Here is a 14,736-nt window from a genome sequence, read left to right as displayed (position 1 = left end):
CCCGCGTTCAAGCCGCCCGCCAGCGACAGGCGCAGACTACGACAGTAAATTTGGACGACGGGTCCCGGTGCGGATTGGTGAGAGTTATTGAATGAGCAACGTGATTTTCATGCCGTGGATTGGCTCCAAGTACGAGGCAGAGGGGTTTCGTGGATTGCGGGTGCTTATCGTTGCAGAGTCCCACTATGGAAGCAAACGAAGCGAACGCCCCACAGCAACGCCGGAGCTTGTGAAAGCGCTTGGTCAACGGCTCAAGCATCCGGACGCAACAGCGCGACTTCGTAAGCACCCACACTTTGCGCGAATCGTCACCGCGGTGAGCGGTGCAGCAAGTGCATCGGTATTCACGACGCAGGAGCGGACGGACTTTTGGGAGCGCGTTTGCTATTACAATTTCCTTCAGGAATTCGTGCCTGCTGCGCGCGTCGCTCCACCGGCTGAATCATGGAGCGCTGGGAAAGCGGCCTTCCTTGATGTGCTCGCGACTCTGCGGCCAGATGTTGTCATTGCTTTCAGTAAGCGCCTCGGCCGGATTCTGATACCGCTGTGTGGCGAAGTGCCCTTGGCAAGGGTGCACCATCCCTCGACTGGCTTTGCCTATGCAAGGTGGAACTCGGTTATTACTGAAGCCTTGGATGAAGCACATGCTCGGCGCCGTTCGTTGAGCGTTGGCGCCTGCGATTTAAGCCAAAACCCAGATTACCCGGCATGGCGTCGTGCGTCGCGAAAGGCAAGTCCTGCCCATGGGCCCCATCTGCCACCAGAACTGCTTGCCGATGTTCACTCTCGGTGGGTCGATGATATGGCAGCAGCAAAAGGCGGCGGCGAGGTTACCGGCGAAGGGCTTTGCCCTTGATGGAGCTACCTGATTAGCTTGGAGGTATGTTGGCTGGATGCCGTTTTGATTAGCGTCACCGGCGATTGAAGAATCAACCACTCCACCGCCCCGGCCGGATAATCTTCTGGCCACCCCCTTGCCAGCAATTCCACCGCTTCGCGCAGCAAAAGGAGGGCAAACGGGTGGCGGGCAACCGCGAGTCGGGCTCAAGCCGCTTTGGAGCCAGCACCCAAGGCAGCAAAGACGAACTTGGTCTTGTACTTGTCGAACACGTAGACCGCTGACAACGGCACGGCTGTCACTACCATACCGCTCAGGACATCGGTCACCTGACGGTTGAAGACATTCAGCATCGGAACCGGCGCAATCGCCTTCGAGATGACGTTGGCTACATACACCCCCAAGACGGCGGAGGCCGTCCCAAGCATGACCACCTTAATGCTGTCGAACTTGTTCTCATCGTCACTAATCAGCACGCGCACGCTGCGCACCACGGACAAGGTGCATTCGCGAATAATGGATAGCATGAACGCCGGCATCTTGACGATGAGCGAGATGAGAATTTGCGGAATGGCCGCGAGCGCGCCGGCCACGCCACCTTCGATGCCTGCCGCACGGGCACGCGCCCAAATCTGGCGCTCCTCGAACCGGTGCGCGAGTCGGTCGGCGATATTCTTGCGGCGCTGATTGATATTGGCCAAGAGACCGTTTTCGTCGAAGAACTTGCCGTTGACGGCGATGTCCCTGATTTCATCCACAAAGATGTCGATAGTTTCGACCACGATGAGGCCGACAACCTGCTGCGCGGCCATGCGCGCGCTAGCACTGGCTACCGTGAGCCCGATTTCCTTCGCGGCGCTGAGACGTGCCTGACGCATGCGCTCCTGAGCCTGCTCGTACTTCTCCTGCGCTTCGGCCTTGTTGATGGTGACGTGGCCGCCCTTCTCGTACTGGAAGTGGATGATGTTCGGGTCGAACTCGTCCGGCGTGCCGTAGTCATCGATGTACTGCACGAGGTCGCGGCTACTCTTGCCGCCGTTGAACGCCCCGTTGGCAAACGTCAGATTGTCGTCAGCGTTGATAACGGCGATAAACTCGTCATCATTAGTCGACACGCGAATGAGGAAGTCTTCGTAGTATTCCTTCTTCGAGACGATGTGGTCGATTTGCGCGTCTGCTGGATACAGAGCCTCGCTGCTGTTGTAGCCGTTTTCGACCGGCTGCAGCGGCATTGATTCTGCGCGGATATCTTCGAATTTGGCATAGTTCGGGTCGTCGTCGAGGACTGTCTGCTTGCTGTAGTCCCGGTAGCTTACCGACAGGTTGGCGTACCGGCCTTCCAGTTTGTTGTCGAGCCCTTGCATGATAGGCGCGAGGCAGAAAGCTGAGATTGCACGCTGGAATGCTTCACGCTTGATGCGCTCGAAAATGTCGTCCACATCCCTCGGTCGTGCGGGCAATCGGTTGCGCAGGTCCGAAATCATGTCGGACGTCGTCTTGTCGACCTCGAACGTGGAGCGGTAGTACGCGGAGACCTTTTCAACGCCGAGGTCCTTGTACTCTTGGAACTTGGTGACGTACGTGTCACCGCGCCTGAGCGCGTCGTAGTCGATTTTACTGAGCTTGTCGCTAGCGGCTTCCGTTAGCCGGGCTGCTTGTTCCTTGCTGCTGGCGTAAAAGTCCGCAGCCCGACTGGTCGCGGTCTCTCTCAGGTCCGATAACGCCGCCGGCATTTCCACCCGCTCGGCCACCGCGACGACCTTATTCTTGGCTTCTTCAAGCGAGTTCTTCAGTCCGCTGCCAAGCGAGGAAAGCTTGTTGCCAAATAATCCCATTGTTTGCCCCGTTTTTTGGTCTTTCGTTGTTAACGGCTCAATCTTCTGCTTTCTGAAGGGACTATCCAGAAAAATGTAATGGTTCAAAGATTCATGCGGACAAGGACTAAGTCCTGAGCATGGGTCAGGAGGAATGGCAATAAGAATTTTTTCATGGTGCGTAATTCGTGGAAGCTGGACACGCGTTTCGCGTGAAGGTGGACAGCGGTTTCGCGCGAAGCTGGACGTTCGGAGCGCAGCGACGCGGGGGTTTCGATATTTACTCTGACTGCTGGTTTTCGGTCAAACTCTTTTTGCGTTTTCGCATCGAATCACCGCTGAGATTGATGCGATAGGTGTTGTGCACGAGCCGGTCGAGAATGGCATCGGCGAGCGTCGGATCGCCGAGCGCGGCATGCCAGCTATCAACTGGAATCTGGCTGGTTACCAGGGTTGAGCGGTGGCCGTGGCGATCATCGAGGATCTCAAGCAGGTCACGCCGTGTGCTGTCAGTCATCGGCGCCATCGCGAGATCGTCCATGAGCAACACGTCGGTCTTGGCCCACTGCGCCAGCAGCCGGGCATAGCGACCACTACCGTGTGCGATGGCGAGCTCCTCGTTCAGTTTGGGAACTCTCAGGTATAGCGCGGAGTAACCAAGACGACACGCCTGGTTCGCCAGCGCACACGCCAGCCAGGTCTTGCCCAGGCCCGTGGCGCCGACGATCACGGCGTTGTTGCGCTCACGAATCCAGGTGCCGGTGAGAAGCTGGCTGACGAGTCCACGATCCAGGCCGCGTGCCGATCGGTAGTCGATGTCTTCGGGCACCGCGTCGGAGAACTTGAGTTTCGCCCGGCGCAACCGCGCCGCAGTCTGCCGGGATTCGCGCACGCTGACCTCCCGTTCGACGAGAAGCCCCAGCCTCTCTTCGAAACTAAACGCCTCGACGTCGGCGAGTCCCTGCTGCTCGGTAAGCGCGTCAGCCATGCCGTTCAGGCGCAGTTCGTGCAGTTTGTTAATGGTTGGGTGTTTCAGCATAGTGCTTCCTCAGTGGTAGTAATCGGGCCCGCGCACATTGGCGTGCGCAAGCGGCAGGTCGGGCTGTACCGCAACCGGCGATGGCTGCTGGTCCAGTCCATTCTTCAGCGTCGAGTCGATGAAGCGGTAACTCGGCGCTTTCAGATCGATGGCGCGGCTGCAGGCGGCTTCCAGCCGCTGGTTGCCGTAGTCTTTGGCCAGTCGCAGTACGCCCAGGCAGGTGCGATAGGCCTGCTGCGGATGCTGACGGCCGCCGAGCAGATGCTGGATGACGGCATCTGTGTGCGGGCCGATCGTGGCGGCCCAGTTGCGCAGGCGCTGCGGGTCCCAGCCGGTGATGGCCTGATGATTGGCCGGCATGTGCTCGGTCAGCGTGGTGTGAGCGCCGCGGCGATCGCTCTTTGCGTGCGCGGCGATGCGCGTGCCGCGACGGAAGACTTCGACGGTGGCTGTGGTGTAGCGGACGTCAACCTGTTCACGCGCGAAGCGGTGAGGGACCGAGTAGTAATGGCCGACGAGTTCGATGTGATAGTCAATGCCGACACGGGCGACCTTCCAGTCGGCGTATTGATAAGGGTGCGCCGGTAACGGCTTGAGTGCTGCGCGCTCGAGTTCTTCAAAGGCGGTTCGCCGCGAACCGGGTAGTTTCTTGAATGCCTTGTCGTTCAGGCTCACAAGCAGCGCGGCGATCGCCCGGTTGGCTTCGGCAAGACTGAAGAAGCGTTGTTTGCGCAACCGGGCGAGAATCCATCGTTGTACGAGGAGCACTCCCTGCTCGACCTTGGCCTTGTCCCGGGGCTTTTTACTGCGGGCGGGGATGACTGCCACGGAGTAATGCGAAGCCATCGCGCCGTAGGTGCGATTTACGATCGGGTCATAGAAGCTCGGTTTGTGCACGCCCGACTTGAGGTTGTCGGGCACGACAATTTCTGTACAGCCGCCAATGAATTCGAACGTGCGCACATGCGAACCGATCCAGTCTGGCAACTGCTGCGTCCAGGTCGCTTCGGCGTACGTGTAATTCGACGCGCCGAGAACAGCAACGAACAGCTCGGCGTCGCGGATCTCGCCGGTCTGCGCGTCGATGATGGCGATCCTGTCGCCGGAGTAGTCGACGAACAGCTTCTCGCCGGGCGCGTGCGTCTGGCGCAAGGTCAGCGGCAATGCGCTCGCCCACCGGTTGTAGTGGGTGCAGAACCACGTGTAAGCGTAGCCGTCGGGGTGTTCGGCCTTGTACTCGTTCCACAGCAGGTCAAGCGTGACGCCCTTGCGCGACAGCTCGCGCCGCACAGTAGGCCAGTCGGGTTCGGGGCGTTGCCCTTCAACCCGGGGCGGCGGTGGGTACAGCAGCGCTTCGAGTTCGTCGTCAGAGAGAGTCGTGGGCAGCGGATAGCTGAGTCCGGCGCGTTGCATGCGCCGAACGTACTGTCCGACTGTGGTCGGCGACGCGCCAAGAGCTCGGGCGATCTCCCGATGGTTGAAGCCGCTTTCGAAATGCAGGCGCAGCACTTCACGAATTTTACGCATGGTCAACTTTGGGTATGCCATGTGGCTCCCGACAAAGTGTCGAGCGTGCCACGGTTGACCCGCGTCGCTACCTCATGCGGCTACTGTCCAGCTTCGCGTGAAATCGCTGTCCAGCTTGCCGTGAAATCCGTGCCCACCTTCGCGTGAAATGCCTGTCCAGCTTGGCGCGAAATCGCTGTCCAGCTTGGTGTGAAATACGCATTCATGGCAACTAGATGTAAAAATCCAATTGCACTGTCTCGCGCAATACAATTACTATACAAAGCGGCTAATGGGGAATGCCATGAAAGAAAAAAAAGACACGCCTATGAGTTTCAGGGCGTCAGCTCGATTCAAGCTCGCCTTGACACTGGCGGCTGCGCTCGAAAACAGGAGTCAATCAAACCTGATTGAAACGCTTGTTTTCGACTTCTGTCGCCAGAAAGGGATTGAGGTTCCGGCCGAACCAATCCTCCAGAAAGATTAAGCGGACGTTAACATAAATGAATATTGAGACCATTCTTCATGCGCCGCTGATTGCGCGCGTCTGTGCGGGCTTTATTGCACTGCTTGTCTGTCTTTTCTTTTTTCATTTCGGATGGCGAAGCCGCACCCGACGCCTTACGCTGGATGAAATTATCCGGGGCCTGAAAAAGCTTGGACCCAACGATGACCCGGGGACGCTTTTTTCCCGTTATCCGGACCTCGAGCACCTCTGGAAAGAGTTCGACGAAACCCTGCTCGCAGAGACGGAATTCGACTCGACCGTCGGTGAATACAAGGTCACGCAAATGCGCGCAACGCTACCTGCCGAGCAGTATTTCAGTAATCAGGCTGTCGTTGATTCGTATGTGTGGGCGGAGTTTTACAAGCATCTGCCCGGTATCCTGACGGGCATCGGTATTATCGGTACGTTCTTTGGCATCCTGCATGGTCTGCAGACATTCAACATCAGCGATAACGCAGACCTTGTTCGTAAAAGCCTTGGCGGACTGCTCGGAAGCGTGTCGGAAGCCTTCCTCGTTTCGGCATGCGCGATTACCAGCGCAATTGTCATCACGTTTTTTGAAAAGGCGCTGCTCTCACGTCTTTACAAGAAGACTGAAGACCTTGTCGTGGAAATCGACAAGCGCTACCAGGCAGGAGCGGGCGAGGCGATGCTGCAAAATCTCGTGCACTCTACACGCGAGTATGTCTCCAATAGCAAAGTACTCAAGGACTCTCTTGTCACTGACCTCAAGGGCATCCTGACAACGCTTTCCGAAAGCCAGATTCAGGCGCAACAGGCCATTCTCGAGAAGCAGATTGCCGCCCAAAGCCGCACGAGCGAAGAACTGGGCAAGCAGATTGGCGAGCAGGTCTCGCAAGGAATCAAAACCGCGCTGGAAGAGCCGATGAGGGACATCTCAGACGCGCTTAAGGGCGCTGCCGGCGACCGTTCGACCGCAGTCCATTCGCTGCTGACCGAAGTTGTCCAGGGGCTGAGCCAGAGTCTAAAGGACCTGTTCGGGGACCAGATTGCAGGCATCAACACCATGCAGCAGCAGACCATCTCGGCCTTGCAGAGCGCCGTCGCGCGCATGGAACAGATGTCGGCCTCGCTTGAGACGGCCGGCACGCGAGCTACCGACACGATGGCGAAGAAGCTGGAAGAAGCCATTACGTCGATGAATACGCGTCAGGAGCTGATGGCGCAGCACATGGCGCGCATTGTCGAGGAGATGAGGTCGTCGGTGGCAACCTCGCAAACCGAGACCAACACGCGATTGCACGAAGCATTGACGGGTGTGAGCACAACCATCGAAGCGCTTATCGCGAGCCTCTCGAAATCGGTTGCGAGCTCGCAGGACGCGACGAACGAGAAACTCCAGAGCGCACTGACTGGCGTTACGCAAACCATCGAAACGCTGGTCGCGACGTTGTCTCAAAGCGTAGCCACCTCGCAGGACGCCACGAACGAGAAGCTGCAAAGCACGCTTGCCGGTGTGAGCCAGACGATGGAATCGCTGGTGGCTACGCTGTCACAGACCGTGGCTACCTCGCAAGACTCCACAAGCGAGAAACTGCAGAGCACGCTCGCGGGCGTCAGCCAGACCATTGAGACACTTGTCTCGACACTCTCCCAATCGGTCGCCTCGTCGCAGGACACCACGAATGACAAGCTTCAAAGCACGCTCGCCGGCGTGACCCAAACGGTTGAAGAGCTGGTTGCATCGCTCTCGCAAAACGTGGCAACGGCGCAGAACCAAACGAACGGCCACCTCCAGGAAACGATGTCGAACGTCAGCAATGCGGTTCAGACACTCGTCTCCGGACTGTCGACGTCGGTGGCTAACACGCAGGCCGAAGCCAGCAGCAAGCTGCAAGAGGCGGTGTCCAGCGTCGGCCAGACAGTCAATTCGCTGGTTTCCGGGTTGAGCGACCAGGCGGCCACCGCAGATGCAGCGCATCTTGCGCGCCAGAACGAACTCTCTGCACAGGCGCAGGCCGCCGCGAACGGCGTACGCTCGGCCGTCGACACCCTGACGGGCGAAATCAGGACTTTGATAGCCGGCACCCGCACCGCTGTGGACACGATGCGCCTGAGCGTCGACTCAATGCGTACTGGCGTCGATTCGATGCGCTCCGGTGTTGATTCGATGCGCACCGTCACCTCCGACACGGTCACCCGTATGAACTCAGGTGCCGAAACGATGTATGTCGCATCGAGCGAGTTTTCAAAGGCGGGCACATCGGTGGCAGGCGTGTTGCAACAGGCCACGAACACGACGGACAAGCTCGCGGCAGCCGCCGGAAATGTCGGCACGGCCTCGCAGGCCATGCAGAGCGTGGTCAACGACTACCGTGCATCGCGGGACCAGATGGGCCAGATGCTCACCGAACTTACCCGTGTCGTGGAAAACGCCCGTACCGACGCTTCACTCACAAGCGACGTGCTGTCCCGTATCGCAGATGCGACGCGTGCGCTGAATAATGCACAAGTCGATGCCCAGGAATTCATGGAAGGGGTCACGGACGTCCTGAGCACATCGCAGAAGCAGTTCCAGCAGAGCTTGACGCATTCCATGTCAGAAGCGCTGCGCGAGCTCGTAGGTGGCACGACCCGGGTGACGGGCCTGCTCGGACAGACTATCGAGGAACTGCAGCGCGCGGTTGAACTCGTTGTTCCGAGTCAGGAGGCCTGATGCTAACCGTCCGGGTAACCTCAAAGCGGGGCGGCAAATCCGAGGCAGAGAAACCGTTCTGGATTAGTTATGCCGACCTCATGACTGCGCTGATGGTGCTTTTTCTGGTCACGATGACCGTGACGCTGCTCGCGGTCACCAAGCAGGTAAGCGAAGCTGAGCGGTTAAAGGCCCAGCGTGACAAGGACATCAGCGAACTGCTCCGTCGGGTCGAGGTCGCCGCGTCGAAGTATCCCGGTATCAAGGTCGACCGCGAGCGCAACGTTATCGACTTCGGTGACAAGGCTCACTTTGACAAGAACAGTTCCGGGCTGAAACCTGAGCAGGCCCGTCTGCTTCGCGCGTTTGTTCCTGAAGTGCTTACCATTGCGCGCGACCCGCTCGGGCAGAAGTGGCTCAAGCAGATTGTGGTGGAAGGGTTCTCCAGCCCGGAAGGCGACTATCTTTACAACCTGAATCTGAGCCTCCAGCGCAGCCAGCGCGTGCTGTGTGTCCTGCTCGCGAAACCGTTCGCGGATGAGCAGACCATGACGCAGGATGACCTTGAGCAGATACGGGACCTGTTCCTTGTCGGCGGCTATTCGTTTAATGCGGCAAAAGCCTCCTACGAAGACAGCCGGCGTGTTGAGTTGCGGCTCGAGTTCCTCGGGATTGGCGAACACCGTCCGTCGACCTCAAACGTACCGCGCGGAAACTTCGGCACCTGTGCGCTGGGAGCGGGCTGATGACTTCGCTGGAGCGGCTTCTTGCAAAGTTGCGGCTCGGACCTGAGCTCGTCATCCACCAGTATCCCTGCACGGAACTCGAAGAGCAGGAAGTTGCGCTGACGAGCCGTCTGAAAGGACGCGACGCCAATATCAGACCCCCTATGGACGCCATCATTGAAGCGGTCGAGCTGTTCAGGCAGACGGGACGTTTCCAGGATTCCCGGGATGCGAAGCTGGTTTCGTTCGGGTGCGAGGAACCGATTGGGCGCAGCCAGTACCGCCTCATTGAGGACACGGAGAAATTTCCCCTCGTATTGCGCGGCGTCGAAAGCTTTCGCAAGCACCGGCCCGTTTTTCGTGGCTGCTACAAGGGGTTGCTTGAAACGTATCTGAGCTATCACCCGGACGAACACGGGGCCAAGTCCGGTGCGCGACTGAACTGGACCAATCTTCGCGAGTGGCTCAGGTCGAATCTCATTAGCGCGCAGGAGCCAGAGGGGGTAGACGTCGCTTGGGTTTCTGAAATCAAGGACAATCTCGCGCTCTTCTCGGATAACCCCGTGCAGGCTTTCGGGCGTGAGCTTCTCGACGGTGCGGAGGCCTCGTTTGCGCGCTTCAAGCAGGCGGTCGGTATCAAGGAAACGTCGTGGCTTATCGGACAGCTTGTGCTCCAGCAGGTTCACATCGCGGGCAAGGCAGGCAATCCGATACTCACACGCAGCCTGCCTAAGCTCTTCACGCTGCTCGAAAAGCTCACGAGTCACAATGCCACCGTATTCAATGAAGCGTTGCGCCTGATGCTCACGTATTACGAGAGCACGCCGCCGATTGAAGTCCATTCTGGACTACGGGACTTTTCGGTTCGGCACTGGGGAAACCCGTGGCTTCATGGTGGTCTTGATGAATGGGACCTTGTTGAGCCCAACGTACGCAAAATGGTCGTCTCCTGGCTCAAGCTCGACAGTATCCAGAAGTTCTTCGGAGTACTGGCGCAGGAAGGCGCAGGGGATATGCGACGCCTGAAATTCTGGGAAAAATACAGCGACGCCGTGGACGATGTCCGGTTCGCGCTGGGTTCGCATGCGCGCTCGAGCCAGGATGAAGACATGAAAAATGTCCGCCGGAACATGAAAGAGCTGATGGTGCATCTTGCAAACGGCGGCACGGCCAAAAACAATGCCTTTATTATGCGCTTTGGCGAATGGGTGCTGGTCGAGTTCGGGTTTACTGGCAACGCCTGTTTCTTCTTCCGCAATGACGACCTGCCTTTCGACCCGAAAGGAGACACCATCTCCGCGACGGCAATCAAAGGGCATATTCGGGAAGTGCCTCGTTCTGCGCGCGACCCCCTTCGGATGCGGCACGACGACACCAGCGAGGGAACCTGGGAATACCGTATTGCCCGGGAGATGGGCAAACGAGGCATCTTCCCTGAGCGCCGCTCGGCCGACTCGAACGCACGCTGGGCGACAGAGGCCGCCGCCAAAAAAGACGCAGAGTCGCGGGTCATGCGTCAACCGATTGATAGCGACGCCGGGCGTGATACTAAAACCACTACACAAAGCTCTACGCATAACAGCAACCACTCTGGCGTGCGTTTTCCTTTCGGACCTAACCAAGAGGCTCAGCTGCTGGCTCAGTGTCGCCGTCTGGGCATCGTCGTGCGCGACATGCGCAAGCAGGAGGGCAACCTGCTCGTGATGCTGGACAAAGCTGAAGACACGCGACTCACGCCCCTGTTGCAGTCGTACGGGTTTCAATACAGACCCGGCCGGGGCTGGTGGCTAAAGAACTGACGCTCAAAAAACAGAACAGGACGTGACGCATGTTGAAGTGGCTAAAGAAAGCGACATCGGGGACACAGGGGCGGGAAGGTCGGGGCGCCGAAGTTGCGGAAGTATGGCGGGCCTTCGGGCCTCAAGGTATGCAGCTGGGGACATTCGAGACGATTGGGTCGCTTCCCGGGTCGACTCCATTGGGCACGCCGACCGTCCCGGCGCTTGTCACCCAGCTTCATGACGAGGGTTATGCACTCGCGAGCAGCGAGGGCGAAGCCCTGTTGCCATGGGACAGCCTCTACAACCTGCTTGAAGCACCGACTTTTCGGGAAAGTCTCGCTCAGCTTGAACTGCCGGTGCTCTGCGACCTCGTGCCTGAACTGGAAAGCCACAATTCGCTCATTGACAGCGACTTTTCCATCCGTGTTGCCCGATGGCGGGACCCGGACGGTGCGGTGCCTCCCAAGGTCACGCGCAACGGCGCACTACTGACGGTTAATGGGCAACATCGGTTGCTTCGCCGGCGCGCATGGGACACAGCAGAGCAGGTGGCCCGCTTCCAGACGCGCCCTCAAACTGAGCGCGATGAAAACGCCCAACGCATGAGGTGGGGGCAAATTCGTCGCAGCGCCATGGCGGCCAATGCTCGCCTCGACCAGTTTCTGTACAAGAGCGTTGTGCTCACGCCGGACACGATTGATATCCAGCTCCGCAAGACGGATATCGACGGCACGCGCGTCATTGAAGTGATGCCCGGTTTCGAAGGCGCCCCGAAAAACTGGCTCGAGGTGTTCGATTCGTACCGGACAGTGCCAACCCGTTACGATATCAGCGCGCCGGAGGGCATTGTTCAGGTGCTCATCACACCCGAAGTGCGCACGGTGCTCTCGAACTTGCGCAAGCTCGACGGCCGGCGAGTTGCCGGGTCGCGCGCGGAAGCCTTCCTGCTGAATCCATACGCGGCGCTTGGCGAAGACGCCAACGCGGTTATCGATGAGGCGCAGTTCGAGCGTGCCCGCATTGAAGCAGACATTTTCTTTGACCACTTCACGGCGCTTGTTCGCAGGGACGCGCTGGCGTATCCCGAAAGCGTTGGCCTCATCATCGAATCGAATCTTCGGGACGGGGTGTCTGCAGAAGAACGGTTCTTTGCAGACGATGCGGAGCTGGAGAGCTTCATCCGTGGCGCAGAACGGGCACTCACGGCAGAGCGGCAGCTCTATGGCTGGGAGGGGTACGACTTTGAATTCCTCGGCAACAGCGCCGGCGAGCTCGAACTTCTCGCCGTTGCCCTTGCTGAGCGTCAGAAGCCTCGCATTCTGGTCCGACACGCAGACATCTACGACCTGAGCGCCTACACGAACCGGGTCAACGAAATCGGGCTTGAGCAGCCGTACTATTCGCCCTATATCGCCAAGAAAGGCGACGAGTGGTGGCCCGAAAACCTCGTCAACGTCATCGTGTACACGCCGGAGGGCAGCATTGAATCGGTTGCGGTGCCTATCACCGATGATGTGCGCGATGAGCTTCGCGCCAAGGTTGAAGAAGCCTCGTCCTCGGGCAAAACCGCTATTGAACTGCCCGGGTTTCAGAAACCCATACCGCTCGCCGAAGCGCGTGACATCCTCGACGCGTTCGACCAATTCGGCAAAAGCGTGAGGGACGGACACGACAAGCCCCCTCGCACGAAAGATGGTGACGGCGGCCTGGTCAAGCTTCCGACGGCGAAGCGTCTGCTCATCAAGCCGAATGTCGACGCGCTCGACTATGAAGAAATCCGTCGCGACATCCTGACGACCTTCTCGGCGGTACCGGCGCTCCCGGTAGGTTTCCTGGCCTCCACGAAACTGCTGCCGCACCAGAACGAGGGGGTGGCCTGGCTTCAGCATCTCTTCCAGCACGCGCCTAACCACTGCCGGGGTGCGGTCATCGCTGACGACATGGGGCTGGGCAAAACGCTGCAGCTCCTGACTTTCATCGCGCGCGCGTTCGAAGACGACCCCTCGCTGCCACCCGCGCTCGTGGTCGCCCCCGTCTCGCTTCTTGAAAACTGGGAAGAAGAGGTGGGTAAATTCTTCAGGCAGGACGCCTTTCGCCCGCTCATTGCCTATGGTGACAATCTCGCGAACCTACGGGTGCCGCGCGCGGCCATCGATGAAGAGTTACGCAACGAAAATCTCGTACGCTTTCTGCGGCCGGGCTGGCTCGGCGACGCCAATATCGTACTGACGACCTACGAGACGTTGCGTGACCTCGAGTTTTCGTTTGCGGCGCAAAAGTGGTCCATCATGGCTTGCGACGAAGCGCAGAAAATCAAGAATCCGAACGCGATGGTCACGCGCGCGGCCAAGAAGCAGAACGTCATGTTCAAGATTGCGTGTACGGGCACTCCTGTCGAGAACACGCTCGTCGACCTCTGGTGCCTCTTCGACCTCGTGCAGGCGGGCTTTCTAGGTGCCCTGAACGACTTCGGCAAGCGCTACCGCAAACCCATCGAGGCTGAAACCGACGAAGAAAAGGCGCGCGTGGAAGAATTGCGTCAGCTCATCGAGCCACAGATTTTGCGTCGCATGAAAACCGACGTCGCACAGCTTCCCCCCAAGCATGTGGTCTCGCGCCTCATCCCAATGTCGAACCTGCAGCGCACCTACTATACGAGCGCGGTCAACCTTTTCACAGCCAGCAAGGACAAAAAGCGAGAGGAGCCTGTTGTCTCGCCGTTCAAGAATCATCTTGGACTGCTGCAATATCTGCGCTCCATTTGCACGATGCCGCACGCGCCGGGGCTTGGCCGCTTCAAGGCCCAGCCACTTGAGCAGGCTCGAACCGAGGCGCCGAAGCTTTCGTGGTTGCTCGATACTCTCAGTGATATCAAGACGAAGGGGGAGAAGGCAATTGTCTTTGCGGAGTTCCGCGAAACGCAGCAGATGCTCGCGTATTACATCGAAGAGGTCTTCGGGTTCCGGCCGGACATCATCAACGGTGATGTGACCGCATCGGCCAAGCACATTGCCAGCCGTCAAAAGCGTATCCGCGCATTCCAGGATAAGCTCGGCTTTGGTGTCATCATCCTTTCACCCGTGGCTGTCGGATTTGGCGTAAACGTGCAGGAAGCTAATCACGTCATCCACTACACGCGCAACTGGAATCCGGCCAAGGAAGACCAGGCCACCGACCGGGCGTACCGTATTGGCCAGAAACGCGAAGTTTGGGTGCATCTGCCGATTGTCAGCGCCGACGACTTCAAGACGTTCGAGGTGCGGCTGAACGAGCTGCTCGAAGCCAAACGCAAACTTGCCAGCGACATGCTCAACGGCTCCGGCTCTGTTATGCCGAGCGACTGGAACCTTCAGGACATCACCCCCGGTGGCGCGAACGACCCGGTGTTCAATCGCGCGCTGACGCTGGACGATGTACTCCGCATGGAATGGGACTACTTCGAGGCGTACATTGCGGCCGTCTGGCAGAAGAAGGGATTTCGTGGTGTATATCGGACACCGGCGAAAGACGGCGGCGTTGACGTCGTTGCGTTCACGGGCAATACGGGCGAGCTCATCCAGTGCAAGAGTTCTGGTACCGAAAACGCGAGCCTAAATGACGAAGGCATCAAGGACGTGGTGACGGCGGAAGCCGAATACCGACTGCGACACCCCGGCATCAACTTCTCAAAATGGGCTGCGACGAATCAGTACTTCAATGCTACAGCGATGGAGCGAGCTTTTCACAATAACGTCAAGCTCGCGACTCAATCCGATATCAAGAAATGGTTGACGCAGTATCCCGTAACCGAAGGCGACTTGCAGCGGTTTCTCCACGCATGCTGGGATGATGCAGCCTGAAGATGCAAAAATACTTGCTGCGCAAGGCAT

9 protein-coding genes are annotated in these 14,736 nt (G+C 58.6%); 6 read left to right on the top strand and 3 right to left on the bottom strand.

Features of this window, described 5'->3' with window-relative positions; genetic code table 11:
- Positions 1-91: 91 nt before the first annotated feature.
- Entirely contained in the window at positions 92-856 is a 765-nt protein-coding gene (locus ACOCG7_RS00970) for a hypothetical protein (RefSeq protein ID WP_421376468.1), read from the top strand.
- Positions 857-1,044: 188 nt separating this feature from the next.
- Here the strand turns inward: ACOCG7_RS00970 and ACOCG7_RS00965 are convergent, their stop codons facing one another.
- The 3 genes from ACOCG7_RS00965 to istA all read right to left on the bottom strand — a co-directional run bounded on the left by ACOCG7_RS00965 (position 1,045) and on the right by istA (position 5,239).
- Complete coding sequence (locus ACOCG7_RS00965) at positions 1,045-2,760, bottom strand: hypothetical protein (RefSeq protein ID WP_421376466.1); 1,716 nt, start codon at positions 2,758-2,760, stop codon at positions 1,045-1,047.
- Between the two features lie 172 nt (positions 2,761-2,932).
- Entirely contained in the window at positions 2,933-3,691 is a 759-nt protein-coding gene (gene istB, locus ACOCG7_RS00960) for an IS21-like element helper ATPase IstB (protein WP_114164456.1), read from the bottom strand.
- A 9-nt stretch (positions 3,692-3,700) separates the two neighbouring features.
- A complete protein-coding gene (gene istA / locus ACOCG7_RS00955; RefSeq protein WP_244744558.1) occupies positions 3,701-5,239 on the bottom strand; it encodes an IS21 family transposase in 1,539 nt (512 codons plus the stop codon).
- 262 nt (positions 5,240-5,501) lie between these two features.
- Between istA and ACOCG7_RS00950 the strand changes: the two genes are divergently transcribed.
- Genes ACOCG7_RS00950 through ACOCG7_RS00930 form a run of 5 tightly spaced genes read left to right on the top strand, consistent with a single transcriptional unit; the run spans position 5,502 to position 14,706 of the window.
- Complete coding sequence (locus ACOCG7_RS00950) at positions 5,502-5,684, top strand: hypothetical protein (RefSeq protein WP_421376464.1); 183 nt, start codon at positions 5,502-5,504, stop codon at positions 5,682-5,684.
- A 16-nt stretch (positions 5,685-5,700) separates the two neighbouring features.
- Positions 5,701-8,382 (top strand): anti-phage ZorAB system protein ZorA, encoded by a 2,682-nt coding sequence (zorA, locus tag ACOCG7_RS00945; RefSeq protein WP_421376462.1) that lies wholly within the window; start codon positions 5,701-5,703, stop codon positions 8,380-8,382.
- Positions 8,382-9,107 (top strand): flagellar motor protein MotB, encoded by a 726-nt coding sequence (locus ACOCG7_RS00940; RefSeq protein WP_421376460.1) that lies wholly within the window; start codon positions 8,382-8,384, stop codon positions 9,105-9,107. Before zorA ends, ACOCG7_RS00940 begins: the two co-directional genes overlap by 1 nt.
- Positions 9,107-10,885 (top strand): EH signature domain-containing protein, encoded by a 1,779-nt coding sequence (locus ACOCG7_RS00935; protein WP_421376458.1) that lies wholly within the window; start codon positions 9,107-9,109, stop codon positions 10,883-10,885. Before ACOCG7_RS00940 ends, ACOCG7_RS00935 begins: the two co-directional genes overlap by 1 nt.
- A 29-nt stretch (positions 10,886-10,914) precedes the next feature.
- Entirely contained in the window at positions 10,915-14,706 is a 3,792-nt protein-coding gene (locus ACOCG7_RS00930) for an SNF2-related protein (protein ID WP_421376456.1), read from the top strand.
- The last annotated feature ends 30 nt before the right edge of the window (positions 14,707-14,736 follow it).

This window comes from Paraburkholderia sp. DD10 (assembly GCF_049177125.1).
In the GTDB taxonomy this organism is placed as follows: Bacteria; Pseudomonadota; Gammaproteobacteria; order Burkholderiales; family Burkholderiaceae; genus Paraburkholderia; species Paraburkholderia terricola.
The sequence above is the reverse complement of the archived record's forward strand: the minus strand, read 5'-3'. Positions and strand labels throughout refer to the sequence as shown.